Source organism: Enterobacter cloacae complex sp. P42RS (assembly GCF_014930595.1).
Classification (GTDB): Bacteria; Pseudomonadota; Gammaproteobacteria; order Enterobacterales; family Enterobacteriaceae; genus Enterobacter; species Enterobacter bugandensis.
On sequence record NZ_JADBRK010000001.1, the window covers coordinates 453709 to 477085 of the forward strand.

The 23377-nt window shown below is 57.2% G+C and carries 22 protein-coding genes and 1 pseudogene; 17 read left to right on the top strand and 6 right to left on the bottom strand.

Annotated elements, in window-relative coordinates; genetic code table 11:
* Window positions 1-23: 23 nt before the first annotated feature.
* Entirely contained in the window at window positions 24-452 is a 429-nt protein-coding gene (locus tag IM314_RS02080; RefSeq protein WP_028013230.1) for an OsmC family protein, read from the bottom strand.
* Between the two features lie 115 nt (window positions 453-567).
* On the opposite strand from IM314_RS02080, the gene IM314_RS02085 reads away from it, so the two are divergent.
* On the top strand, window positions 568-1527 hold the full coding sequence (locus IM314_RS02085) for a hypothetical protein (RefSeq protein ID WP_041909874.1): 960 nt from the start codon (window positions 568-570) through the stop codon (window positions 1525-1527).
* Between the two features lie 7 nt (window positions 1528-1534).
* Here IM314_RS02085 and IM314_RS02090 read toward each other — a convergent pair whose 3' ends face one another.
* Window positions 1535-2410, bottom strand: coding sequence for a LysR family transcriptional regulator (locus IM314_RS02090; RefSeq protein WP_047365094.1), 876 nt, complete (start codon window positions 2408-2410; stop codon window positions 1535-1537).
* 110 nt (window positions 2411-2520) lie between these two features.
* On the opposite strand from IM314_RS02090, the gene IM314_RS02095 reads away from it, so the two are divergent.
* The 8 genes from IM314_RS02095 (at window position 2521) to adhP (ending at window position 10583) form a co-directional block, all read left to right on the top strand.
* Window positions 2521-3372 (top strand): Vmh family MBL fold metallo-hydrolase, encoded by an 852-nt coding sequence (locus IM314_RS02095; protein ID WP_193030711.1) that lies wholly within the window; start codon window positions 2521-2523, stop codon window positions 3370-3372.
* A gap of 232 nt (window positions 3373-3604) precedes the next feature.
* Window positions 3605-3820 carry a biofilm-dependent modulation protein gene (bdm, locus tag IM314_RS02100; RefSeq protein ID WP_023335793.1) on the top strand — a complete coding sequence of 72 codons (216 nt, stop codon included), beginning with the start codon at window positions 3605-3607 and terminating at the stop codon, window positions 3818-3820.
* A gap of 95 nt (window positions 3821-3915) precedes the next feature.
* Window positions 3916-4053 (top strand): stationary-phase-induced ribosome-associated protein, encoded by a 138-nt coding sequence (sra, locus tag IM314_RS02105; protein ID WP_008501714.1) that lies wholly within the window; start codon window positions 3916-3918, stop codon window positions 4051-4053.
* A gap of 176 nt (window positions 4054-4229) precedes the next feature.
* Window positions 4230-5927 (top strand): NAD-dependent malic enzyme, encoded by a 1698-nt coding sequence (locus IM314_RS02110; RefSeq protein ID WP_028013235.1) that lies wholly within the window; start codon window positions 4230-4232, stop codon window positions 5925-5927.
* Window positions 5928-6175: 248 nt separating this feature from the next.
* On the top strand, window positions 6176-6661 hold the full coding sequence (locus tag IM314_RS02115) for an Hcp family type VI secretion system effector (protein WP_041909869.1): 486 nt from the start codon (window positions 6176-6178) through the stop codon (window positions 6659-6661).
* Window positions 6658-7140 carry a DUF2778 domain-containing protein gene (locus tag IM314_RS02120; RefSeq protein WP_071993720.1) on the top strand — a complete coding sequence of 161 codons (483 nt, stop codon included), beginning with the start codon at window positions 6658-6660 and terminating at the stop codon, window positions 7138-7140. The genes IM314_RS02115 and IM314_RS02120 overlap by 4 nt, the downstream gene beginning before the upstream one ends.
* 523 nt (window positions 7141-7663) lie before the next feature.
* The gene (locus IM314_RS02125) at window positions 7664-9376 is read left to right on the top strand and encodes an ABC-F family ATP-binding cassette domain-containing protein (protein WP_193358212.1); all 1713 of its coding nucleotides are present in this window, start codon (window positions 7664-7666) and stop codon (window positions 9374-9376) included.
* Between the two features lie 196 nt (window positions 9377-9572).
* Window positions 9573-10583 (top strand): alcohol dehydrogenase AdhP, encoded by a 1011-nt coding sequence (gene adhP, locus IM314_RS02130; protein ID WP_041909867.1) that lies wholly within the window; start codon window positions 9573-9575, stop codon window positions 10581-10583.
* A gap of 43 nt (window positions 10584-10626) precedes the next feature.
* On the opposite strand, the gene IM314_RS02135 is transcribed toward adhP, so the two are convergent.
* Window positions 10627-11133 (bottom strand): Rrf2 family transcriptional regulator, encoded by a 507-nt coding sequence (locus IM314_RS02135; protein ID WP_028013240.1) that lies wholly within the window; start codon window positions 11131-11133, stop codon window positions 10627-10629.
* A 130-nt stretch (window positions 11134-11263) separates the two neighbouring features.
* Here IM314_RS02135 and IM314_RS02140 point away from each other — a divergent pair, with 130 nt between their 5' ends.
* The 7 genes from IM314_RS02140 (at window position 11264) to IM314_RS02170 (ending at window position 19616) form a co-directional block, all read left to right on the top strand.
* Window positions 11264-12361, top strand: a complete 1098-nt coding sequence (locus IM314_RS02140; RefSeq protein ID WP_193358211.1) for an NAD(P)/FAD-dependent oxidoreductase — start codon at window positions 11264-11266, stop codon at window positions 12359-12361.
* Window positions 12362-12501: 140 nt separating this feature from the next.
* Window positions 12502-14121: a TIGR04028 family ABC transporter substrate-binding protein gene (locus tag IM314_RS02145; RefSeq protein WP_193358210.1), complete on the top strand. Its 1620-nt coding sequence runs from the start codon at window positions 12502-12504 to the stop codon at window positions 14119-14121.
* A 10-nt stretch (window positions 14122-14131) separates the two neighbouring features.
* The gene (locus tag IM314_RS02150; protein ID WP_045260582.1) at window positions 14132-15076 is read left to right on the top strand and encodes an ABC transporter permease; all 945 of its coding nucleotides are present in this window, start codon (window positions 14132-14134) and stop codon (window positions 15074-15076) included.
* Window positions 15073-15924 carry an ABC transporter permease gene (locus IM314_RS02155; protein ID WP_060571794.1) on the top strand — a complete coding sequence of 284 codons (852 nt, stop codon included), beginning with the start codon at window positions 15073-15075 and terminating at the stop codon, window positions 15922-15924. Before IM314_RS02150 ends, IM314_RS02155 begins: the two co-directional genes overlap by 4 nt.
* Window positions 15921-17528 (top strand): ABC transporter ATP-binding protein, encoded by a 1608-nt coding sequence (locus tag IM314_RS02160; protein WP_193358209.1) that lies wholly within the window; start codon window positions 15921-15923, stop codon window positions 17526-17528. Before IM314_RS02155 ends, IM314_RS02160 begins: the two co-directional genes overlap by 4 nt.
* Window positions 17525-18514 carry a putative FMN-dependent luciferase-like monooxygenase gene (locus tag IM314_RS02165; RefSeq protein WP_193358208.1) on the top strand — a complete coding sequence of 330 codons (990 nt, stop codon included), beginning with the start codon at window positions 17525-17527 and terminating at the stop codon, window positions 18512-18514. The genes IM314_RS02160 and IM314_RS02165 overlap by 4 nt, the downstream gene beginning before the upstream one ends.
* Window positions 18515-18524: 10 nt before the next feature.
* Window positions 18525-19616, top strand: coding sequence for an alkylhydroperoxidase domain protein (locus IM314_RS02170; RefSeq protein ID WP_041909852.1), 1092 nt, complete (start codon window positions 18525-18527; stop codon window positions 19614-19616).
* Window positions 19617-19622: 6 nt separating this feature from the next.
* Here the strand turns inward: IM314_RS02170 and araJ are convergent, their stop codons facing one another.
* On the bottom strand, window positions 19623-20798 hold the full coding sequence (gene araJ, locus IM314_RS02175; RefSeq protein ID WP_060571792.1) for an MFS transporter AraJ: 1176 nt from the start codon (window positions 20796-20798) through the stop codon (window positions 19623-19625).
* 164 nt (window positions 20799-20962) lie between these two features.
* Between araJ and ppk2 the strand changes: the two are divergent.
* Window positions 20963-21780 (top strand): annotated as a pseudogene (ppk2, locus tag IM314_RS02180) (polyphosphate kinase 2).
* 58 nt (window positions 21781-21838) lie between these two features.
* Here ppk2 and fdnI read toward each other — a convergent pair.
* Together fdnI and fdxH are read right to left on the bottom strand one after the other, a co-directional pair.
* Window positions 21839-22495 (bottom strand): formate dehydrogenase-N subunit gamma, encoded by a 657-nt coding sequence (fdnI, locus tag IM314_RS02185; protein ID WP_028013252.1) that lies wholly within the window; start codon window positions 22493-22495, stop codon window positions 21839-21841.
* Window positions 22488-23372: a formate dehydrogenase subunit beta gene (gene fdxH / locus IM314_RS02190; protein ID WP_060571791.1), complete on the bottom strand. Its 885-nt coding sequence runs from the start codon at window positions 23370-23372 to the stop codon at window positions 22488-22490. The genes fdnI and fdxH overlap by 8 nt, the downstream gene beginning before the upstream one ends.
* Between the last annotated feature and the right edge of the window lie 5 nt (window positions 23373-23377).

Sequence of the window (23377 nt, forward strand, 5' to 3'; positions counted from 1 at the left end):
CCGGGCGCAAACCCGGCGGGAAGTTAATTTAGCTTATAGTCCAGGGTGATCTCGGCTTTCAGAAGCTGTGAAACCGGGCAGCCCGCTTTGGCTTTCTGAATAATGCCGTCAAACTGCTGTGGCGCAATGCCCGGTACGGTGACCTTACTTTGCAGCGCAACCTTAGTGATGGCAAAGCCGCCGTCGGTTTTATCCAGAGAGACATCCGCGGTCGTATCAATCGAATCAGCGGTATAGCCCGCTTCACCCAGCATCAGCGACAGCGCCATGGAAAAACAAGCCGCATGTGCCGCGCCGATCAGCTCTTCCGGGTTGGTCCCCTTTTCACCCTCAAAGCGGGTGTTAAAGCCGTAAGGCTGTTGGTTGAGAACACCGCTCTCGGTGGAAACCGTTCCTTTCCCGCGCTTAATGTCGCCAGACCAGTGTGCCGAACCGTGCTTATGAATCGTCATTCTTGCTCTCCTTTTGGCTTACAAAGGGTTAAGTATAGACTACACATCTGACACGCCCTGGAACACAGACGATTCCGTGTCTTTCACCTGCTGTACCGACAACAAGGATAATGATATGACGCTAAAAATCAGGATGGCCGTCGCGGTAGCCACGCTGGCTCTCTCTCTTTCTTCACTGGCCAAAACGCCGGAAAACTTTATCTATACCAGCTCAGGCGACCTCGACGCGGCGCTCCCGCTGGTTGCGCGTGGCGACATCGGCGGCGTGCAGATCGTGTACAACTGGCGCCAGCTTGAACCCGAGAAGGACAGCTATGACTTCTCGCGGATTGAGCAGGATCTGGCGCGTCTTAAGGCCGCCCGGAAAAAACTCTTTATTCAGATCCAGGATCGTTTCTTTGAGCCGGACGCCCGCTACGTCCCGGACTATCTGATGCACGATAAGCAATACAGCGGCGGGATTGCGCCGCAGTTTGATAACCCCGGCGAGGGCAAGCCTGTCGGCGCGGGATGGGTAGCGCGTCAGTGGGACCCCACGGTGCGCCAGCGCTACCAGGCACTGCTGGCAGCGCTCGCAAAACGCTTTGATGGCGAGGTGTATGGCGTAAACCTGCCTGAAACCGCGATTGATATTGACGAGAAAAATCCGCCAGCGGGCTTCACCTGCGATAGCTATTTCGCGGGTGAGATGGAAAATTTGGCCTTTGCGCGCAAGGTTTTTCAGAAATCACATGTGGTGCAGTACGTGAACTTCTGGCCGTGCGAGTGGGATAACGACCACAACTATATGGGACGTCTTTTTGCGTATGCCATCGCCAACAATATCGGCCTGGGCGGGCCGGACATTGTGCCCAACCGCAAGGCGCACATGAAGAATGCCTATCCCTTCTTCCATAAAAATAAACAGGCGCTGCCGCTCATCGCCATGGCGGTTCAGGAGCCGACTCTGACCTATAAGGATCCTCAGACCGGAAAACCGTTCACCAAAGCCGAGTTTGTCCGCTTCGGCGAAAATTATCTCGGGGCCAATATTATTTTCTGGAGCACGGCCTCTCCCTGGCTAAAGGCAAAATAATCGCCCCTCAGGCAAGGTGGCGGGACAGTTCGTCAAGAAACACGCGCAGCGCGGCAGGCTGGTATTCCCGTGACTGATAAATGCCGTGGATGGCAAGCGGTTTCGGCTCCAGCGACGCCAGTACCGGCACCAGTAATCCCTGCTCAAGCGCGGCGCGCGCTTCGCGCTCCGGCAGCATGGCGATGCCGCAGTGCTCGATCGCCGCGTTCATGAGCAGTGAAGAGATACTGGCGCTCAGGTTGCCGCTGACGGCCACGCTCAGGCTTTCCCCTTCCGGGGTCAGGAAGTGCCAGGACTGCCCCGCGAAAAAGCTGTAGTGCAGGCAGTTATGCTGCGCCAGTTCTTCGGGGCTGACGGGCGTGCCGTGCTGTGCCAGATACGCCGGCGAGGCGCAGAGCACCGATCGACACTCCCCCAGCCGGCGGGCGATCATGCCGGGCTCCGGGTTATCGGTAATGCGCACCGCGACGTCAATGCGCTCTCCCACCAGGCTGACCGGATGGTTGTTCACGTCCAGCTCAATGCGCAGCTGCGGGTAGCGCGAGAGCAGGCCGGGCAGGACCGGCGCAATCAGGTGCATGGCGGTAAAGTGCGCGCAGGCTACCCGTAGCGTGCCGGACGGCAGATCTTTTTCCGACTGACCTTCGATTTCCTGCGAGATCTGCGAGAGCGTCCGCGTTTTTTGCAGCACCTTTTCCCCTGCCGCCGTCAGCGTCAGCTTGCGCGTGGAGCGGTTTACCAGCCGCGTCCCCGCCCACTTCTCCATTTGTTCAAGGTAACGGCTCACCATCGGCCGGGAAATGCCCAGCGCGCGGGCCGCCGCGCTCAGGCTTCCCAGCTCGCATATCCGGTTATAGACCTGAGCGGCAATAACGCGATCCATATAAGCTCCATCTGCTCGATTTATGAAACTAAGCATGTCTTGTTTCAGGAATTCTGGCAAATGAGAATATCCGTACAATAGAAACATTCCTGAACAACAGAGACAACAGCATGAAACTCACTCATATTGCCCTGCTTTCCACCCTTTTCGCTCCGGCCGTTTTTGCAGCGCCGTTGACGATTGATACCTATAACCCGCAGGAAAAAGGCATTTTCGCGGTCTCCTCCACGCTCGTTTCCGGCCCGAAAGAGGCGGTGCTGTTTGACGCGCAGTTCAGCGTGAAGGATGGCGAAGCGCTGGTAGAGAAAATTCGCCGCAGCGGTAAAACGCTGAATAAGATTGTGATCACCTCCGGCGATCCGGATTTCTATTTTGGCCTGCAGCCGCTGGTGAAAGCCTTCCCGAATGCCAAAGTGGTGGCCACGCAGCAGGTGGTTGACCATATTAAGGCCACCAAAGACGCCAAGCTCGCCTTCTGGGGCCCGCAGATGAAAGACGGCGCGCCAACGGAACTGGTGGTGCCGCAGGTGCTCGCCTCCACCACCTTTATGATTGACGGGGAAAAGGTCGATATCGAGCAGCCGGACAGCTATGCGGCCTACGTGTGGATCCCGTCCGTGAAAACCATCCTCGGCGGCACCGGGGTCTCCTGGGGGATTCACGTCTGGACGGCTGATACCCAGACGCCGGCTCGCCGGCAGCAGTGGCAGCAGACTCTGGACAACATGGCCGCGCACAAGCCGGAACGCGTGATACCGGGCCACTACCTGGGCACGCCACCGTCCGGAACCGGGGCTATTGATTTTACCCGTGGCTATCTGCAGCATTTTGAACAGGCGTTGTCGGCACATAAAAACTCTGCGGGCGTCATCGGTGCACTGAAAAAACAGTATCCGGGTCTGGCAGAAGAGAGCTCTCTGGAATTAAGCGCCAAAGTGAATACCGGCGAAATGAAGTGGTAATTTAAAAACGGCTCCTGCTATATTCCCGCGATAGCAGGAGATCCGCCATAATATCCGCACTGCCTCACGCCAATATATCCCTCCGTTTTAAAAGCGCATAAAAGCATGCACTTATGTCATTTTTATTTCTAAGATGAATCTGAGACACAACCGGGAAAATATTTGCCATTCTGTTTATGAATTAAATTTTTTGCGAGCCGTACCATTAAACAGACAACGACACGGAGGCAGCATGTTTACTTATTACCCGGCTAATACCACAGCAGCACAACCTGAACTCGTTAACGCGATTGCGCAGGGTCTTCACGCCGAGCACGGTGCTGTGACTGAAGATGACATTTTAATGGAACTGACCAAGTGGGTGGAATCCACGGATAATGACATCCTCAGTGACATCTACCAGCAGACCATTAACTACGTCGTCAGCGGGCAAAACGCACCTTTGTAAAAACCTGCTAAGCTGGATCTGCAACCTAAGGGGTTACATTTCGTTTGCGAAAGCAAACTGGTCCTTAAAACTATCAACAGGATTGAGGAGTTAACATGAAATCGAACCGTCAGGCACGCCACATTCTGGGACTGAACTACAAGCTTTCAAATCAGCGCAAAGTGGTGATTGAAGGCGACCACGAAACGCAAGTCACTCACGCCACCGGCAGAAAACGCCACGCGGGCAAGTAAGTTCCAGACTGAGATCCAGAACACCATCGGCAAAACCGATGGTGTTTTTGTTTATGTGTTGCGGTAATTAATATTTAGCTCCTTTATAATACCGCCCGACCGCACCCCGTAGCACAGGCCAGAAAGATGACAAACAGCAGTGTCAGGGACGGATCTTCAAAAAAAGAGTGAGTGACATGGACAACAAACTGAAAAAACATCGTTCCTTATATATCCCTTATGCCGGCCCGGTTTTACTCGAATTCCCCCTGCTCAACAAAGGCAGCGCCTTCAGCATGGAAGAGCGCAGCAGCTTTAACCTGCTTGGCCTGCTGCCGGAAGTGGTTGAAACCATTGAAGAGCAGGCAGAGCGCGCGTGGATCCAGTATCAGGGCTTCAAAACCGAGATCGACAAACACATCTACCTGCGCAACATCCAGGACACCAACGAAACCCTCTTCTATCGCCTGGTGCAAAACCATCTCGAAGAGATGATGCCGGTGATCTACACCCCAACGGTGGGTGCGGCGTGCGAACGCTTCTCTGAGATCTACCGTCGCTCACGCGGCGTCTTTATCTCTTATCAGAACCGTCACAACATGGACGACATTCTGCAGAACGTGCCGAACCACAATATTAAAGTGATTGTGGTGACGGACGGGGAACGTATTCTCGGCCTCGGCGACCAGGGCATTGGCGGGATGGGGATCCCAATCGGTAAACTCTCTCTCTACACCGCCTGCGGCGGCATCAGCCCGGCGTACACCCTGCCGGTGGTGCTGGATGTCGGCACCAACAACCAGCAACTGTTGAACGATCCGCTGTACATGGGCTGGCGTCATCCGCGTATTACCGACGACGAGTACTATCAGTTTGTCGACGATTTCATTCAGGCCGTGAAGCACCGCTGGCCGGACGTTCTGCTGCAGTTTGAAGACTTTGCGCAGAAAAACGCGATGCCGCTGCTGAACCGCTATCGCGATGAGATCTGCTCCTTTAACGACGACATCCAGGGCACCGCAGCGGTGACCGTGGGCACGCTTATCGCCGCCAGCCGCGCGGCCGGCAGCCAGCTGAGCTACCAGAAAATCGTCTTCCTGGGCGCAGGCTCTGCGGGCTGCGGCATCGCCGAGCAGATTATTGCCCAGACGCAGCGCGAAGGCTTAAGCGAAGAGCTGGCCCGCTCCCGCGTCTTTATGGTGGACCGTTTCGGCCTGCTGACCGACGGCATGCCGAACCTGCTGCCGTTCCAGACCAAGCTGGTGCAGAAGCGCGAGAACCTGAAGAACTGGGACACCGACAACGAAGTGCTCTCCCTGCTGGACGTGGTGCGCAACGTGAAGCCGGATATTCTGATCGGCGTTTCCGGGCAAACCGGTCTCTTCACCGAAGAGATTATTCGCGAGATGCACAAGCACTGCGAGCGCCCTATCGTGATGCCGCTTTCTAACCCGACCTCCCGCGTGGAAGCGACGCCGCAGGACATCATCGCCTGGACCGAAGGTAACGCGCTGGTTGCCACCGGCAGCCCGTTCGATCCGGTGGTATGGAAGGATAAAACCTATCCGATCGCCCAGTGCAACAACTCCTATATCTTCCCGGGCATTGGTCTGGGCGTGATCGCCTCCGGCGCGTCCCGCATTACCGATGAGATGCTGATGTCAGCGAGCGAAACCCTTGCGGGCTATTCGCCGCTGGTCAACAACGGCGAAGGGCTGGTGCTGCCGGAACTGAAGGACATTCACAAGGTGTCGCGCGCTATCGCGTTTGCGGTGGGTAAAATGGCGCAGCAGCAGGGCGTGGCGGTGAAAACCTCTGCCGACGCACTGCAGCAGGCTATTGATGATAACTTCTGGATGCCTGAATACCGCAGCTATCGCCGTACCTCGATTTAATTGGCTCCGACCCTTCCCTCTCCTCAAAAGGGAGAGGGAACGTGAACACCCTCCTCCCTTTATTTTCTTTGCCGCTTCTACAGTATTCCCCTGACCATTATTTAAAAAATCAATATTCCGACAACAATTCATATCTCATTGAAATATAAATATTTTGCATAACATTTTTTCCCTATTAAACAGTTTCTTTTAAAGGTTTAGTAACGTTCCATATCACTAAATTCATTAATTGAAAAAGGAGTTTTGAAATGGCAATTCCGGCTTACCTTTGGCTTAAAGATGACGGCGGCGCAGATATCAAAGGCGCTGTTGATGTACAAGATCGCGAGGGAAGTATCGAGATATTAGGGTTCGGTCATGGACTGTATCTGCCAACAGATAACATGACAGGAAAAATAACGGGTACGCGCGTTCATAGTGCGCTGGTATTTGAAAAGGAGTTTGACAGTTCTAGCCCTTACTTATACAAGGCCGTGGCAAAAGGCCAAACGCTGAAAAGTGCCGAGTTTAAGTGGTACAAGATCGACGACGCGGGTCAGGAAGTCGAATACTTCAACATGTACCTGGAGAACGTAAAAGTTGTCTCAATATGCCCCTTGATGCATGACGTAAAAAACTCGGCAATGGAAAAACATAATCATCTAGAAAATGTTTCCCTGCGTTATGAGAAAATCACGTGGCAACATTGCGACGGTAATATCATCTTTGCAGACTCATGGAATGACCGTTCATGAATCTCCTGCAATGCTATTTCCACCTCAACGGCGGTAAGTACGCAACACTGTCTGTGCCCGGAGTGGGCTTTTTCCCAGCATTTTCGGGGAATGGCAATGCAACAAATCGTCCCGAAAGCGCGTCTCTACCCGACATAGGCCCTCTCCCTCCGGGCCGATATTACATACTATTACGTGGATTAGGTGGTTGGTATACTCAAACAAAGGACAGTGTAAATGCATTTTTCACGGGTTCCAATCGGAGCGAGTGGTTTGCTTTATATCGCGATGACGGATTGATAAATGATGAGACTTTTGTGAACGGTATAAGGCGAGGAGAATTCAGATTGCACCCTATCGGACCATCTGGATTAAGTAAGGGATGTATCACGCTTTACAGTCAGAGCGATTTTAAGGTTCTGGCATCAGCCTTGCTACGAACGGGAGGGCTGCAACTGGGAAACTATATGATTGCTCATGGCGTTGTGCAGGTTTATTAATGAAGGTGATACTACTGGCACTGCTATGGTGTACGGCAGTGTTTCTTTCGTTACTCACACTATATAAAGTTATTCCACCGGAAGCGCAGTACTCTATTGCGGAGCATTTTAAAATATATGGCGACGAATTGATCATGGATTTCGTTCTGTACCTTTTTTTAGGTGTTTCCGCATTCAGTGCGTCAGTTCTCACACTAGCCCTGTATGTTCTTATACGGAAAAAATAATTCTGGGCAGCACTGCTGCCCCTCTGTTTGGTATATGCAGGAAAACGTTGTATAGTGATAGTCACCTACAAACTCATAACATATAAGGAGGCCAATTATGCTGTATCGTGAAATTTTCAATGTTTCACATACATTTGGTGATCGCACCAGCTCAAGCGTTATCGGTATCGTGCTGCGATAACTTCTGCTTGAGCGAAGACACCAACCCCTGAAATCCCTTCTCTCGGGCTTACTGAGTTATCGTCAGCGATGTTTGACGAGGCATAAACATGCCTGTAACTCTTGGGTAAGCAACAATGAGCACTTTACTCACTGCACAATCTTTACGCGTTGATACGGCGTTTGGCACGCTCTTCGACTCACTCTCCTTTACGCTGAAAAAAGGCGACCGCATCGGCCTGCTGGGCGACAACGGCTGCGGCAAAAGTACGCTTTTAAAGGCGCTGGACGGAACAGATATCCCAGCCGCCGGAGCGGTAGCGCTGGCCGGGCACTGCCTGATGGCGCGCGTGGAGCAACATCTCCCGGACGCCATTTTCCCGCTGACCATGCTGGATGCCGTACTCGCGCAACTGCCTTTAGCTGAGCACGACAGCCTGCGCTGGAAAGCTGAAACGCTGCTGGCGAGCATGGGCTTCACGCCGCAGGATATGACGCTGCAATCCGCCACCCTGAGCGGCGGACAGCACACCCGCCTGTTGCTGGCGCGGGCGTTGATTCACGAGCCGGATCTGCTCCTGCTGGATGAACCCAGCAACCACCTGGATCTGCCGACCATGCTCTGGCTGGAACACTTTTTACAGAACTGGTCAGGCAGCTTCGTGCTGGTTTCGCACGACAGACAGCTGCTGGATGCCGTCACAAACGGCAGCTGGATCCTGCGTGATAAGACGCTGCACTACTTTGCCCTTCCCTGTACGGCCGCCCGTAAAGCGCTTGCAGCAAAAGACGAAAGCGATGCGCAGCGCCACAAGGCGGAGCAAAAGGAGATCGACCGCGTGACCGCCAGCGCCAAACGTCTGGCGACCTGGGGTAAGGTTTATGACAACGAAGACCTGGCCCGCAAAGCCAAGCAGATGGAAAAACAGGTCGAACGACTCAAAGAAAGCCAGACCGCGCTCACGGCGGGCAGTCCATGGACGCTAACCCTGCGCGGCGACGCGCTGCGGGCGGACCGTCTGCTGGAGATGGAAAACCTCAGCGTCCCGCCTGCGCCCGGGCTACCGCCGCTGTTTAACATCGAAACGGCGCGGCTGAAAAGCGGCGATCGCGTGGCAATTGTCGGTCGTAACGGCTGCGGTAAATCGTCGCTGATGAAGCTTATCTGGCGACATTTTGTGGATGAACCGACGGACAGCGGGCTGAAAATCCATCCGCGCGTCTCGCCGGGCTACTACGACCAGACGCTGCATCAGCTGCCTGATGACGCCACGCTGCTCGACGCGCTGGAACCTTTCGCTCCCGACCCGCAAAACAGGAAGATGGCGCTCATCAGCGCCGGGTTCCCGTGGGCGAGACACGGGCAAAAAGTCAGCACGCTCAGCGGCGGCGAGCGCTCTCGCCTGCTGTTCGTCGGGCTGACGCTTGCCCGATATAGCCTGCTGATGCTGGATGAGCCCACCAACCATCTCGACATGGAAGGCAAAGAGGCACTGGCGGAAACGCTGCAACAGTTCGAAGGCGGCGTGCTGCTGGTCAGCCACGATCGCCAGTTAATTAGCCAAAGCTGTAACCGCTTCTGGCTGATTGAGGACGGCTGGCTGAGCGAGTGGCACGATGCTGAAGCCGTGTTTGACCGGCTGCGTGAAAGCGCGGGGCTGGGGACATCAGCCGCGCCCGTCGTCACCGCTGGGGAGGTTCAACCCTCGCCGTACGACGATCTGCTGGAGCGGCTGATCGCGCTGGAAACGCTGCTGGAAGACGATCTGGCGCGTAAGCCGAAACATCAGAAGCCGCAGCTGCAGGCGCAATGGCGTAGAGAAATTGAGGAGATTGAAGCCCAGCTGTAAATCTGCGCCCGGCGAGCACCTCGCCGGGCCAGCATTTTCCCCCTTAATTATTAGAGGATCGCCGTATTCTTAATCTGAAATCGAATCAAATGATGACATTATGTTGCCGCAGCCTTGCATTACCAGGCTAATGTATTAATCCTTAAGGGGTACTACACCTGCTATGCAGATTCTTATCATGAACAAGGAGATACACATGAAGGCTGCTGTTGTTACTCAGGATCATCAGGTCAATGTCACTGAAAAAACCTTACGCCCGCTTAAGCACGGAGAAGCCCTGCTGAAAATGGAGTGCTGTGGTGTATGCCATACCGACCTCCACGTGAAGAACGGTGATTTTGGCGATAAAACCGGGGTAATCCTGGGCCATGAAGGTATTGGTATCGTGAAAGAAGTCGGCCCTGGCGTGACGTCGCTGAAAGTCGGCGACCGTGCAAGCGTGGCCTGGTTCTTTGAAGGATGCGGTCACTGCGAATACTGTAATACCGGTAACGAAACCCTGTGCCGTGACGTGAAAAACGCCGGTTACTCCGTTGACGGCGGCATGGCGGAAGAGTGCATCGTCACCGCGGATTACGCGGTAAAAGTGCCGGATGGTCTGGATTCGGCGGCGGCCAGCAGCATCACCTGCGCCGGTGTCACCACCTACAAAGCGGTGAAAATCTCCGGTATAAAACCGGGCCAGTGGATCGCGATTTACGGTCTGGGCGGGCTGGGCAACCTCGCGCTGCAGTACGCCAAAAACGTGTTTAATGCCAAAGTCATCGCTCTGGACGTTAACGATGAACAGCTGAAGCTGGCCGCGAGCATGGGTGCGGATTTAACCATCAACTCACGCAGCGAAGATGCCGCTAAGATTGTGCAGGAAAAAACCGGCGGCGCGCATGCCGCAGTCGTCACCGCCGTCGCAAAAGCGGCCTTCAACTCGGCGGTAGATGCCGTGCGTGCCGGTGGCCGCGTGGTCGCCGTTGGCCTGCCGCCGGAAGCGATGAGCCTGGACATTCCGCGTCTGGTGCTGGACGGTATACAGGTGGTGGGTTCGCTGGTTGGCACCCGTCAGGATCTGCAGGAAGCCTTCCAGTTTGCGGCCGAGGGCAAAGTGGTGCCGAAAGTGACGATGCGTCCTATCGAGGACATCAACGCCATCTTTAAAGAGATGGAACAGGGCCAGATCCGTGGCCGTATGGTGATCGACTTACGCTCGTAAACACCTTTTGCCGGGTAGTGGCTACGCCTTACCCGGCTCATTGCTACGACGAACGACGAACTGAAATCCACTCCTGAACCTCAATCTGGAAGGTGTCCGGCGCTTTTCGGTACATTTTACGCGCCAGGTCGAGAATAGTATGACGCGCGAGCTCCTCTTCCATCCGCTGCTGCGCGCTGTCCATGACTGAACGTACTCCGCACGGGCCGTCGCAGACCCAGGCAGGCGGTGCTTCATCAAACACGGCCAGCCGCTGGCGCACTTCACGACATTCGAACATGTTTTTCTCGCCGTCAATGGCATGCGCCACATCCAGCACGCTGATCAGCTCCGCCGGACGCGCCAGCTTAAAGCCCCCGCCCTTGCCTTCCGTACTGATGACCAGCCCGGCACGTGACAGGCGTGTGAAGATTTTGCCGAGGTAGTCATACGGCACGCCCTGCAAGGCAGCCATCTCCCGGACGCTCATCTCACGCTCGTTGCCCTTCGCATCCACCATACACATCAGGCTGTGAATGCCGTATTCCACACCGGAACTGTAAAACGCCATGGTTAACTCCGAATTAGTGTTCGGAGCATTATAACGATTTTTAACTCAGAAAGAAGTTGTCGGAGTTAACTCCGACAAGTATAGTGGCAGTTATGTCAGGCATGAAGCCTGGCGGGAGAAAGGATCGAATATGAAAAAGCAGATTTTAATCGTAGGCAGTGGTTTTGCGGGTATGTGGGCAGCCGTGAGCGCGGCACGCCTCTCTGAGCAGCAGGGTAATAACAGTCTGGAAATTGCGGTTCTGGCCCCCTTACCCGAACTCCGCGTTCGGCCACGCTTCTATGAGGAGAAGGTTTCAACGCTGGTCGCCCCGTTGACTGACCTGTTTGCCGAGCTTGATATCACATTCATCGCCGGACACGCGAAACAAATTGATACCACGGCAAAAACCGTTTTATACCGGATGTCCAATGGCGCGCATGCTACGGCTTCCTACGATAGGCTGATCCTCGCTACGGGCAGCCAGACCAAACGCCCACCGATTGCCGGCCTGGCTGACTACGCCTTTGACATCGACCAGCTGGAATCCGCACAGGTATTTGAGCGTCACCTTGATTCACTGGCGTTACGTCCCTCCACGCTCGAGCGCAACACCGTGGTAGTCTGCGGAGGCGGCTTTACCGGCATCGAGCTGGCAACGGAGCTACCTGCCCGACTCCGTGCCCGTTTTGGCGACAATACAGAGATTAAAATAGTCGTAGTTGAGAGAGGGCCAGTTATTGGCGGCCGTTATAGCGACGCATTGCGTAAAACAATTGCAGAGGCGAGTGAGGCGCTGGGCGTCGAGGCAAATCCCCTCAGCCTGCAGATAGACGGTGAACGCGATAGCCAGGGCCGCCTGGTTGTGACAGAGACGTTGCAGGTTCCCGCACATCCTGACGTCTATGCCACCGGCGATATGGCTCACGCCAAAACAGACGATGCGGGCAACACGGCGCTGATGACCTGCCAGCACGCGATCCAGCTAGGGAAATTTGCCGGTCATAACGCTGCCGCCAGCCTGCTGAACGTTACTCCTTACCCTTATCGTCAGGTGAACTATGTTACCTGCCTGGATTTAGGCGCGTGGGGTGCGGTTTATACCGAGGGCTGGGATCAGGCCGTCAAATCCGTCCGCGACGAGGCGAAGAAGATCAAAATCGCCATCACTAATGAGCTGATCTATCCGCCATTAGCAGACAAAACGGTCGCGTTTGCCGCCGCGGACCCGCTGGCGAAATTCGTTTAGGCCCCCGCCATCGCCCCGCTAACGGGGCGTTTTTATTTTCAGTTTCCGGCAATCCTTATCTTAATTCCTTTGTTCCCTTGTTTTCCCCCGCGCCCGATGATGAATCCGACGCTAACAAGAAGATAACAAAGGAATTCACCATGCAAACCCCATTTCGTCTGCCGCTGCTGACGGCGCTGATTCTGACGACAACCGCAGCCTGGTCCGCCGATACGCCGGTCAAAGGCGGCACGCTGATTTATCTGGAACAACAGGCGCACACCAACCTCTATCCGCCTGCCGGCGGCTTCTACCCGAACGGCGGCATTCTGAACCAGATCACCGACAAACTGACGTGGCAAAACCCAAAGACGCTGCAGGTCGAACCGTGGGTGGCCGAAAGCTGGACCACCAACGCTGATAAAACCGAATACACCTTCAAAATTCGCCCGGGGATCACTTTCTCCGACGGCACGCCGCTGGATGCCAACGCCGTAGCAAAAAACTTTGACACCTACGGTTTGGGCAACAAGGCGCAGCGCCTGCCGGTGTCAGAAGTGATCAATAACTACGATCGCAGCGAAGTGGTCGACCCGCTGACCGTGAAGTTTTACTTCAAAAAACCGTCGCCGGGGTTCCTGCAGGGCACCGCCACGATTGGGTCGGGTCTGGTCTCGCTCAGCACGCTGAAGCGCAACTTTGAAGAGCTGGGGGATGCCCGGCATATCATTGGCTCCGGCCCGTTTGTGGTGAAGGACGAGAAGCTCGGCCGCGAAGTGACGCTCGAAGCCCGCAAAGACTACCAGTGGGGACCCAAAAATCTGGCGCAACAGGGTCCAGCCAATCTGGACGGCATCAAGTTTATCGTGACCCAGGAGGACAGCGTGCGCGTCGGCGCCCTGCTGGCCGGTCAGGCCGACTTTATTCGTCAGGTGCAGGCGTATGACGAAAAGCAGGCGACAGACCAGGGCTATAAAATCTACGCTGCCCCAACGCGCGGGGTGAACGACAGCATCAGCTTCCGCCCGGATAACCCGCTGGTCTCCGATATTCGCGTGCGCCAGGCGCTGCTGCATGCCACGAATGCAAAGCAGGTGGTCGAGACTCTCTTCTCGGCCAACTATCCGCAGGCGAAGTCGGTGATTGCCGATTCCGCCGCAGGCTTTGTCGATCTCAGCGACAAATTGACCTTTGATCCGGCAAAAGCCAACCAGCTGCTGGACGAGGCGGGCTGGAAAGCGGGCAGCGACGGGATCCGCGCCAAAGACGGCCAGCGGCTGGCGCTGACGGTATATGAATCTCTGCCGCAGCCGCAAAACAAAGAGGTGCTGCAGCTGGTTGCTCAGCAGTGGCGTCAGGTGGGCGTAGTGCTGAGCGTGAAAGCCGGTGACGCAGGCAGCCGCACGCTGGATAACCTTGATCCACAGAAAACCCCGTTAACCGTCTCCGAAGTGGGCCGCGCCGATCCAGACGTGGTGAAAAGCATGTTCTACCCCGCGAACCGCGACGCGCTGCTGCAAAAGGGCGGCTCCAGCGACAAGGTCAAAAGCTTCCGTGACGACAAGCTGAATGCGCTGCTGGTAAATATCTCCTCAGAGGTCGATCCACAAAAACGCCTGCAGCTGACCGGCGATGCTCAGCGCTACCTGCTGGATAACGCCTACGTCATTCCGATTTTCGAGGAGCCACAGGTCTTTGCCGGTGCGCCGTGGCTAAAAGGCGTCAATTTTGAAGCGGTCGGCCGCCCGTCGTTCTACGGCGCGTGGATTGAGAAACACTGAGGAGCTGACGATGCGCCACGCACTTCTTCAACGTCTTGGGCACGGGCTGCTGGTGCTGTGGGCCGCCTTTACCCTCTCGTTCGTGTTGCTCCAGGTGCTGCCTGGCGACGCGGTGCTGATTAAATTTCAGAACCCGGACCTGGGCCTAAGCCCGGCGCAAATCGAGGAGATGCGCGTGGCCTACGGCGCGGACAGCCCGCTGTGGCAGCAATACGGCCACACGCTGCTGGCGATGCTGCGCGGGGATTTCGGCTACTCGTTACAGGCAGGGGTGCCGGTCAGCGAGCTGATTGCCAGCAATCTGCCGGATACCCTGAGCCTCGCCCTGCCCGCCTTTGTACTCGCGGTCCTGCTGGCGTTTGCGCTGGCCTTTGCGTCGCGTCTGCCGGGTCTGCGCTGGCTGAGTAATACCCTCCAGTCTCTGCCGGTTCTGTTTATCTCCTTACCCACGTTCTGGCTGGGGATTGCCCTCATTCAGCTTTTTTCTTTTCAGTTGCGGCTGATCCCGGTGATTAATCCGACGCCGCTGCAGGGGCTGATCCTGCCGATCGTGACCGTCGCGATCCCGATCTCCGCCCCGCTGGCACAAATTCTGATGCGCAGCCTGGACCAGGTGGCGACGCAGCCGTTTGTCGCCGTCGCCCGCGCCAAAGGGCTGAGTGAAACCGCCGTCCTGTGGCGCCACGTCACCGGCAACGCGCTGCTGCCGGTACTCAATATTGCCGGGCTGCTGCTGGGCGAACTGATTGCCGGAGCGCTGATCACCGAAACCGTATTTGGCCGCAGCGGGCTCGGGCAGCTGACCCAGCAGGCGGTGAACAACCAGGACATCGCCGTGCTTCAGGCGGTGGTGATGATTTCCGCTCTCGGCTTTGTCCTGATCAATCTGCTGGTGGACCTGCTGATGCCGCTGCTGGATCCCCGTCTGCAAACCGTTACCGGAGGTGCATCATGAGCCTGGTCGATTACGCTGCCGCCGCGCGAAAACGCGTTCCCGGCTGGCAGGGCGTCGCGTGGCAGCCGGGACTGTGGCTGGCATGGGCGGTGATTATTCTCGCGATTTTTGCTGCCGTAGCCCCCGGCCTGTTAACTCACTACAGCCCGGTTGAGGGCATCGCCGGGGCACAACGTCTGGCCCCGCAGGCGGGTCACTGGCTCGGCACCGATCAGCTTGGCCGCGATGTTTACACCCGCATTGTGTATGGTGCGTCCCACTCCCTGAGCGCAGCGCTCGCTGCCGTCACGATGGGGCTGGTGGTGGGCACCGGTCTGGGGGTGATCGCCGGCGCGTTCGCTGGACGCGTCGAATCTTTCCTGATGCGTTTTGTCGATGTGCTGTTGTCCATTCCGTCTCTGCTGCTCTCGCTGACGGTCATTATTCTGCTCGGGTTTGGCACCGTTAACGCCGCCATTGCCGTCGGCGTGGCCTCCATCGCCAGCTTCGCCCGCCTCGCGCGCGGTGAAGTGGTGCGCATCCGCCATACGGATTATGTCGAGGCGGCGTTTGGCAGCGGCGGGACGTTCCTGGCGGTCCTGTGGCGACACATCCTGCCCAACGCCTTAACCGCCGTTCTCGCCTTTGCCACACTGCAGTTTGGTCAGGCCATTCTGGCCCTCTCCACGCTTAGCTTTCTCGGCTACGGCACCCCGCCGCCCGTGCCGGAATGGGGCTTATTGATTGCCGAAGGCCGTAACTATCTCTCTACCGCCTGGTGGTTAACTACCTTCCCCGGCGTGGTCGTCATCGCCGTCGTGCTTGCCACCAACCGTATCAGCCAGCAGTTCAGCGGAGGCCTGAAATGACCGTACTCTCGGTAGAAAACCTGACCATCAGCTACCGTACCGCGCGCCAGTGGCGCGAGGTGGTGCATAACGTCAGCTTCACCCTCCGGCGGGGGGAAATGCTGGCCTTTGTCGGTGAATCCGGCTCAGGCAAAACCACCACGGCACAGGCGATTATCGGTCTGCTGGCGGATAACGCCCGACGCGATGCAGGGAAAATCGTGCTCAACGGCGAGGAGATTAGCCGGTGGTCAGCGAAGCGTCTCGATACCCTTCGCGGCGCGCGAATCAGCCTGGTTCCGCAGGATCCGGGTAATTCACTCAACCCGGTGAAGACGATCGGCGTACAGGTCGGGGAAATTATTCAGCAGCACCAAAAGGTAACGGCACTCCAGCGCGACGAGCAGGTGCTCGCCCTGCTGAAAAAGGTCGGCCTGAGCCATCCCGAACAGCGCATGAAGCAGTATCCGCATCAGCTCTCCGGCGGGATGAAACAGCGCGTGCTGATTGCCATCGCCATTGCCCTGCGCCCGGACGTGATCGTTGCCGATGAGCCCACCAGCGCGCTGGACGTGACGGTGCAAAAACGCATTCTCGATCTGCTGGATATCCTGCGCCGGGAATCGGGTACTGCGGTTCTGTTTGTCACTCACGATCTGGCGCTGGCTGCCCAGCGCGCGGACAGGCTGCTGGTGTTTCGCAACGGTGAGGTTCAGGAGCACGGCGACACCGCCGACATTGTCCGCACGCCGCAGCACGCCTATACCCGCCAGCTGTTGAGCGATCTCCAGGGCCAGCGCCTGACCATTGCCCCGGTAGCTGGCCTTCCGCTGGCGTCACCGGCCATTCGCGCCCGCGCCATCAGCAAACGGTTCTCGCTGGGCAAAGGTCATCACCTTCAGGCGCTGGATCGGGTGACATTTGACGTCAGGCGCGGCAGCACGCATGCGCTGGTCGGTGAATCCGGCTCCGGGAAAACCACCCTCGCCCGTATTTTGCTGGGTTTTGAACAGGCGGACAGCGGACAGGTCATTATTGATGATATTGATGCCACCGACCTCAGCCGCGAGGCCCGTCGTCAGCTGCGCCAGAAGATCCAGTTTGTCTACCAGAACCCGTTCGCCTCTCTCGATCCGCGTCAAACTCTGTTTGACATCATCGAAGAGCCGCTGAAGAACTTTGCTCGCCTCAGCAAGGCGGAGCGCAAGCTCCGGGTGGAGACCGTGGCGCAGCGGGTTGCCCTGCCCGTCGAACTCCTGACCCGCACCGCAAGGGAGCTCTCAGGCGGGCAGCGCCAGCGCGTAGCTATCGCCCGGGCGCTGATTCTGGAGCCGACAATTCTGGTGCTGGACGAAGCTACCTCCGCGCTGGACGTCACCGTACAGGCGCAGATTCTGGCACTGCTTCAGCAGCTGCAGCAGCAACTGGGATTGACCTACCTCTTTATCACGCACGATCTTTCTATCGTCCGCCGGATCGCCCACAGCGTCACGGTGCTGCGCAGCGGCCAGGTGGTCGAACACGGTGACGTCGAGACCTTATTCACGTCGCCGCAGAACGACTATACCCGCGAGCTGATTGCCGCCATTCCCCATTTTTCACCCGCTACGGAGGAGTTCGCATGACGCGAAAACGCCTGGGATTTTTCACCCGCCTGCTTGACGACGCCACGCCGAAGGAACGCTATCGTCTGGCAACCGAACAGATCCGCCACGCCGAACGCCACGGTTTTGACAGCGCCTGGATCGCGCAGCACCACTTCCACGAAAGTGAAGGCGGCCTGCCGTCGCCGCTGCTGTTTCTGGCCCACGTTGCGGCGCATACCGAAACCATCCGCCTGGGCACGGCCATCATTACCCTGCCGATGGAAAACCCGCTGCGCGTGGCGGAAGATGCGGCGGTGCTGGATTTACTCGCCGATGGTCGTCTCGAAGTCGGTTTTGGTTCGGGCGGCACGCCGACCTCTTTCCTGCCGTTCGGACTGACGTTTGAACAGCGCGGCGCGGCCTTTGCTGACCATTTGCATATGATCCAGAGCGCCTGGCGCGGGGATTCGCTCACCCATCCGGATAACCACCTTTATCCGCCAGCGCCACAGCTGGCTGAACGGATCTGGATTGCCACCTTTTCCGTCGACGGTGCCGTTCGCGCCGCGCGGGCCGGACACGGTTTGATGCTCTCCCGCACGCAGCCGCGCCCGGTAGACCAGTTTGATTTGACGCTCGACGCGATCCAGAACCCGATTGTGGATGCCTACCTTGAGGCTCTGCCTGCGGGCATTGCACCGCGCATTCTGGCCTCCCGTACGGCGTTCGTCGCCGACAGCGATGACTACGCGCTGAAGGTCGCCACGCCGGGTCTCACCAGGCAGGCCCAGCAGCATCGCGCTGCCGGACACGCGGTTAAAGGTGACACTGTCACAGATTTTCGTCGCCAGTTCGACGCCCATATCGGCTCGCCAGAGACGGTGCTGCATTCGCTGCAGGCTGATTCCGTTCTCCGGCGCGCCACGGACATCTCATTCCAGGTCCATTCGGTTGAGCCCACCCATCGCGACACGCTGCGCTCCATCGAACTGATCGCCGAACGGATTGCCCCCCACATACTTTGAGGAGACACCTATGTCATTAAGTCACGACATTCTCGCCGAGCTGGCGGAAATTAAACCCGGTTCCCCTCTGGCAGAGGCGCGCGCCACGCGGGACGCCGCCACGCGCCACGCACAGGGCAGCTACGAAATCTTATTTACCCAGCAGGATAGCGATTTTGCGCTGGACGAGCGCTTCGCCGTCGCGGCAAAAGTCGCCAGGTGGCACAACGCGGAGGCGCTGGCCGCGCACTATGCGGGGTTTGGCCTGGCCGACCCAACATCCGAACGCCTGACCCCGGCGCTGCACTTCGCGCGCCTGCTGACGTTCTCTCCCGTCGAAGCCACGCCGTCCGCGTTGACGGCGCTGACCCGGGCGGGCTGGAGCAAGGGAGGCATTGTTACCCTGGCGCAGCTTGTTGCGTTTGTCAGCTTTCAGAGCCGACTCGTCGCCGGGCTGCGGCTGCTAAATGACAAGCCGGTGGTGGCAAGCGATGCGCCGGTGGCGGCAGGCATCTGGCATACAACCGCAACCACGGTCTCCGGGAAGACGGCTCCCGTCGCGTTCACCCAGCAGGAGCTGGGCTGGGAGCCGTGGATCGACGCCAAACCGCTGGCGGACTTCCGTGATGACGAGGTTGCCGTTCTGGCGAAATTTGGCCATACCGATTCCGACTACTTCCGCCTGCTGGGGCGCAACCTGCCGGTGCTTGAACAGCGCACGCTAACGGATAAAGGAATTTTTTATACGCCGGGGGGATTGCCGCGCGCCGAACGCGAGCTGGCCGCAACGGTAGCCAGTAAAATTAACGGCTGCATCTACTGCGCCTCTGTCCATGCGCGCAAAGCCAGCCAGCTGTCAAAGGATGACGCGGCGGTAGAGGCCCTGCTGGCCGTACGTCCGGGACGCTCCCTGAGCGAGGGGCAATCTGCGCGCTGGCAGGCGGAAATTAATTTTGCGGCAGCGCTGTCGGTTACCCCGCCTGCCGCCACGCCGCTGCACCTCGCTGCTCTGGAAAAAGAGGGGCTTGATACCCTGGCGCAGCTTGACCTGGTGCAGTCCGCTGCGTTCTTCGCCTGGGCCAACCGCCTGATGCTGACGCTGGGTGAGCCCTGGCTTGCCTGAATGCAATCAGGCTAGCGCGCGAGCGTTAGCCTGAGCCTGTCTGGCCCGCAGGTAACCGTAGATCAACAGCGCGCTCATGGCCGAGAACGAGAGGAGCGCCGCAGGCAGCGTGACGTAGCGCCAGCTAAAGCCGAGGGTAATCATCATCCCACCAAAGTACGCCCCGATCGCGCTGCCGAGATTAAACGCCATCTGCCCTCCGGCTGCCCCCAGCATCTCACCGCCCTTCGCATTTTGCAGAAGCAAAATTTGCAGCGGTGCAGAGAGCGCAAACAGCCCGGCACAGCAGATAAAGCCCATTACCAGCGAGGCCGTTTTCAGTTCGCCCAGGGCGAAAAGCAGCAGCAGCGAGGCGACAATCACCATATCGGTGATGGCCGCAATGCGCAGCGGGCTAAAGCGCCCCGACAGTTTGCCGCTCAGCAGATTGCCCAACACCATGCCAAGGCCCATCAGCATCATGATGGCCGTCATCATCCCTTCGGAAAAGCCAGAAACGTTGACCATAAACGGCTTAACGAAGCTGAACCACGCGAACACGCCAGCATTGCCAAACATGGTGGCGGCAAAAATCAGCCAGGGTTCCGGTTTCTTCAGGAACTGAAACTGCTCGGACAATTTGATTTCTGATTTGTCATGGATGTCCGGCACCCAGAGCAGCACCGAGAGGATCACCAGCGCATCGAACAGGGCTATCAGGAAAAAGGTATAACGCCAACTGAACTGGTGCCCCAGCCAGGTGCCGAGCGGGACGCCCACCAGGTTGGCCACGGTCATCCCGGCGATCATCCCGGCCACCGCGACCGTCACCCTACCGGGTGGCGCAATTTTAGAGAGGATAATCGCCCCGACGCCGAAAATCGCGCCGTGCGGAAAACCGGAAATCAAGCGCCCCAACGCCAGCCAGAAATATGACGTTGAAAACGTAAACAGGGCATTTCCGACTGCGCACATGGCAACCAGAAACAGCAGCGTCGTTTTTAACGAGAACTTGCAGGAGAACAGCGCCACAATCGGCGCGCCAATCACCACGCCGAAGGCATAAAACGAGATCATATTCCCGGCGGAAGGAATCGAAATGCCGGTGTCGTGCGCCAGCTCGGTTAACACCCCCATAATGCCAAATTCAGCCATACCCAGGCCAAATGTGCCAAGCGCCAACGAAAATATTGTCTTTTTCATGCCTCAACCACCGGTTAATCATTCGCGAGGGCATTATTAAATAATCTTGTATGGTGAGCCAGTTCAAATCAGCTGGCTGACACGTTAATCCATTAATTCAGGTGGATTACACTTCATAGTGCGGCCTCGCTTTTTCCACGCCGGACAACCTGAGGATGACAATCATGGGAAGCAAAAAGAAAACCCCTGTCGCTGTTGATGTCGTATCGAATGACCCCTTAAGACCAAAGAGTATGAAAAAGAGCTCCGCCGCCTGCACGTCGAACTGGTTAAGCTCCAGCAGTGGGTCGTCGCCAAAGGATTGAAGGTGTGCATTGTTTTTGAGGGACGCGACGGCGCCGGCAAAGGCGGCACCATTAAAGCGATCACCGAGCGCGTCAGCCCCCGCGTGTTTCGCGTTGTTGCGCTTCCTGCCCCAACGGATAAAGAGAAAAGCCAGCTCTACTTCCAGCGCTATGTGCCTCACCTGCCCTCGGCGGGTGAAATCGTGATCTTCGATCGCAGCTGGTATAACCGCGCGGGCGTGGAGCGGGTGATGGGGTTCTGCACGGAGGAACAGGCGGAGAAATTTTTAGACGGCGCGCCGGTTATGGAAAAAGCGATGGTCGATGCCGGAATTATCCTGCTGAAGTACTGGCTGGAGGTGACGCCGAAAGAGCAGGAGCGGCGCCTGCGCGACCGCATCAACGATGGGCCTAAGATCTGGAAGCTGTCGCCGATGGATATTAAATCCTTTAACCTCTGGGACGAATACACCCGCGCGCGCGACGCCATGTTTGAAGCCACCGATACAGCCTGGGCACCGTGGTTTGTCGCCCGTTCTGAAGATAAAAAACGCGTGCGTCTGAATATTATTTCGCATCTACTTTCGCAGATCCCGTATAAAGAAATTCACGTCGACAAGGTGGATTTACCGAAGCGCAAAATCGGCAAAGTCAAACCCACGAAATACCCGTTCCGGTATGTGGAAGAGCGGTTTTGATTTGAAGAGTAGGCTCGCGCAAGCGCAGCGCCGCCGGGCAGAGCCGACGGCGCAGGTCTTACTTCATCCCTTCCGTACTTTCCTGTTTCGCCTCCAGCCGTTCCACATCACGATACCAGCGCGGGTGATGTTTCTGCGCCCAGCGGCGGCTCACCTTCCCTTCAATCATCCCTTTGATCGACCCTTTAACCCAGAACGCCATATACATATGGATCAGGATGGCATGAATCAGGATGATGGCAGACGTCGCGTGAATTAGCAGCGCGTAACGCACCACCTGGATCGGGAAGTACTGTGCAAAATACGGACGCCAGATCATCACGCCGGTCACCAGCAGCACAAAAATCATGCTCATGATGGTCCAGAACATCATCTTCTGTCCGGCATTGTATTTCCCCACCTTCGCGACTTTATGCTCGTTACCCTTCAGGACTTCGACAATCCCTTTCACCCACGGGATGTCCTGCTTGTCCGGAATATTGTGATGGACAAAGCGCACGAACATAAACATCAGCACCACGAAAATCAGCACGCCGAAGAACGGATGCAGAATGCGCCCCATCTGCGGCGTCCCGAAGGTTTCCGTAAGCCACTGTAGCGTCGGGAAAAAGAACGAAATTCCGGATACCGCCACCAGGAAGAAGCAAATGACCACCGTCCAGTGACAGGCGCGATCGACAAATTTGGTGCGCACTATCATTTTCGACTTACTCATGATGCTCCTCCTCGTCGTCATCCACCTCTTTATTCGGGCCGATACCGATGTAGTGATAGATCAGCCCCGCAAAGGTGGCGATAAAGCCCGCCGCAGAGAGCGGTTTAAGCGCCCCTTTCCACAGGTTAATGGAGGTATCGATCGCCGGATCTTTCGGCAGGTTGTGATACAGCTCCGGCTGGTCGTTGTGATGCAGCACGTACATCACGTGCGTGCCGCCCACGCCCTGCGGGTTGTAAATGCCCGCCTTGTCGTAGCCGCGCGCTTTCAGCTTCTCCACGCGCTCTTGCGCCACGTCGAGCATCTCTTTTTTGGTGCCGAAGTGGATCGCACCGGTCGGACAGGTCTTCACGCACGCAGGCTCCTGCCCGACGCTGACGCGGTCCACGCACAGGGTGCATTTGTATACCCGGTTATCCTCTTTATTGAGGCGTGGGATATTAAATGGACAGCCCGCGATGCAGTAGCCGCAGCCGATGCAGTTATCCTGCTGGAAGTCGACGATCCCGTTGGCGTACTGAATTATCGCACCGGCAGACGGACACGCCTTCAGGCAGCCCGGATCTTCACAGTGCATACAGCCGTCCTTGCGGATCAGCCACTCCAGCCTGCCGTTCTGGTCGGTTTCGCTAAAGCGCATCACCGTCCAGGATTTGGCGCTCAGATCCGCCGGGTTATCGTAGAACCCGACGCAGTGCCCCACCTCGTCGCGGATATCGTTCCACTCCGAACAGGCCACCTGGCAGGCCTTACAGCCCACGCAGGAGGAGACGTCGATAAGCTTGGCGACCTCTGCCTTATAGTCCCGCGCGCGAGGCGCGGGGGTAATCGGGTTAGTCGCGGAGCGTTTAATAATGTCTTGTGTTTCCATCGCCATTTAAT

What these genes read in the sequence shown, in the direction of transcription:
- IM314_RS02080 (WP_028013230.1), bottom strand. Translation starts at nt 452, where the DNA reads ATGACGATTCATAAGCACGGTTCGGCACACTGGTCTGGCGACATTAAG.
- IM314_RS02145 (WP_193358210.1), top strand. Translation starts at nt 12,502, where the DNA reads ATGCAAACCCCATTTCGTCTGCCGCTGCTGACGGCGCTGATTCTGACG.
- sra (WP_008501714.1), top strand. Translation starts at nt 3,916, where the DNA reads ATGAAATCGAACCGTCAGGCACGCCACATTCTGGGACTGAACTACAAG.
- IM314_RS02110 (WP_028013235.1), top strand. Translation starts at nt 4,230, where the DNA reads ATGGACAACAAACTGAAAAAACATCGTTCCTTATATATCCCTTATGCC.
- IM314_RS02090 (WP_047365094.1), bottom strand. Translation starts at nt 2,410, where the DNA reads ATGGATCGCGTTATTGCCGCTCAGGTCTATAACCGGATATGCGAGCTG.
- IM314_RS02120 (WP_071993720.1), top strand. Translation starts at nt 6,658, where the DNA reads ATGAATCTCCTGCAATGCTATTTCCACCTCAACGGCGGTAAGTACGCA.
- fdxH (WP_060571791.1), bottom strand. Translation starts at nt 23,372, where the DNA reads ATGGCGATGGAAACACAAGACATTATTAAACGCTCCGCGACTAACCCG.
- IM314_RS02095 (WP_193030711.1), top strand. Translation starts at nt 2,521, where the DNA reads ATGAAACTCACTCATATTGCCCTGCTTTCCACCCTTTTCGCTCCGGCC.
- IM314_RS02085 (WP_041909874.1), top strand. Translation starts at nt 568, where the DNA reads ATGACGCTAAAAATCAGGATGGCCGTCGCGGTAGCCACGCTGGCTCTC.
- bdm (WP_023335793.1), top strand. Translation starts at nt 3,605, where the DNA reads ATGTTTACTTATTACCCGGCTAATACCACAGCAGCACAACCTGAACTC.
- IM314_RS02125 (WP_193358212.1), top strand. Translation starts at nt 7,664, where the DNA reads ATGAGCACTTTACTCACTGCACAATCTTTACGCGTTGATACGGCGTTT.
- IM314_RS02165 (WP_193358208.1), top strand. Translation starts at nt 17,525, where the DNA reads ATGACGCGAAAACGCCTGGGATTTTTCACCCGCCTGCTTGACGACGCC.
- fdnI (WP_028013252.1), bottom strand. Translation starts at nt 22,495, where the DNA reads ATGAGTAAGTCGAAAATGATAGTGCGCACCAAATTTGTCGATCGCGCC.
- IM314_RS02150 (WP_045260582.1), top strand. Translation starts at nt 14,132, where the DNA reads ATGCGCCACGCACTTCTTCAACGTCTTGGGCACGGGCTGCTGGTGCTG.
- IM314_RS02160 (WP_193358209.1), top strand. Translation starts at nt 15,921, where the DNA reads ATGACCGTACTCTCGGTAGAAAACCTGACCATCAGCTACCGTACCGCG.
- adhP (WP_041909867.1), top strand. Translation starts at nt 9,573, where the DNA reads ATGAAGGCTGCTGTTGTTACTCAGGATCATCAGGTCAATGTCACTGAA.
- IM314_RS02135 (WP_028013240.1), bottom strand. Translation starts at nt 11,133, where the DNA reads ATGGCGTTTTACAGTTCCGGTGTGGAATACGGCATTCACAGCCTGATG.
- IM314_RS02155 (WP_060571794.1), top strand. Translation starts at nt 15,073, where the DNA reads ATGAGCCTGGTCGATTACGCTGCCGCCGCGCGAAAACGCGTTCCCGGC.
- IM314_RS02140 (WP_193358211.1), top strand. Translation starts at nt 11,264, where the DNA reads ATGAAAAAGCAGATTTTAATCGTAGGCAGTGGTTTTGCGGGTATGTGG.
- araJ (WP_060571792.1), bottom strand. Translation starts at nt 20,798, where the DNA reads ATGAAAAAGACAATATTTTCGTTGGCGCTTGGCACATTTGGCCTGGGT.
- IM314_RS02115 (WP_041909869.1), top strand. Translation starts at nt 6,176, where the DNA reads ATGGCAATTCCGGCTTACCTTTGGCTTAAAGATGACGGCGGCGCAGAT.
- IM314_RS02170 (WP_041909852.1), top strand. Translation starts at nt 18,525, where the DNA reads ATGTCATTAAGTCACGACATTCTCGCCGAGCTGGCGGAAATTAAACCC.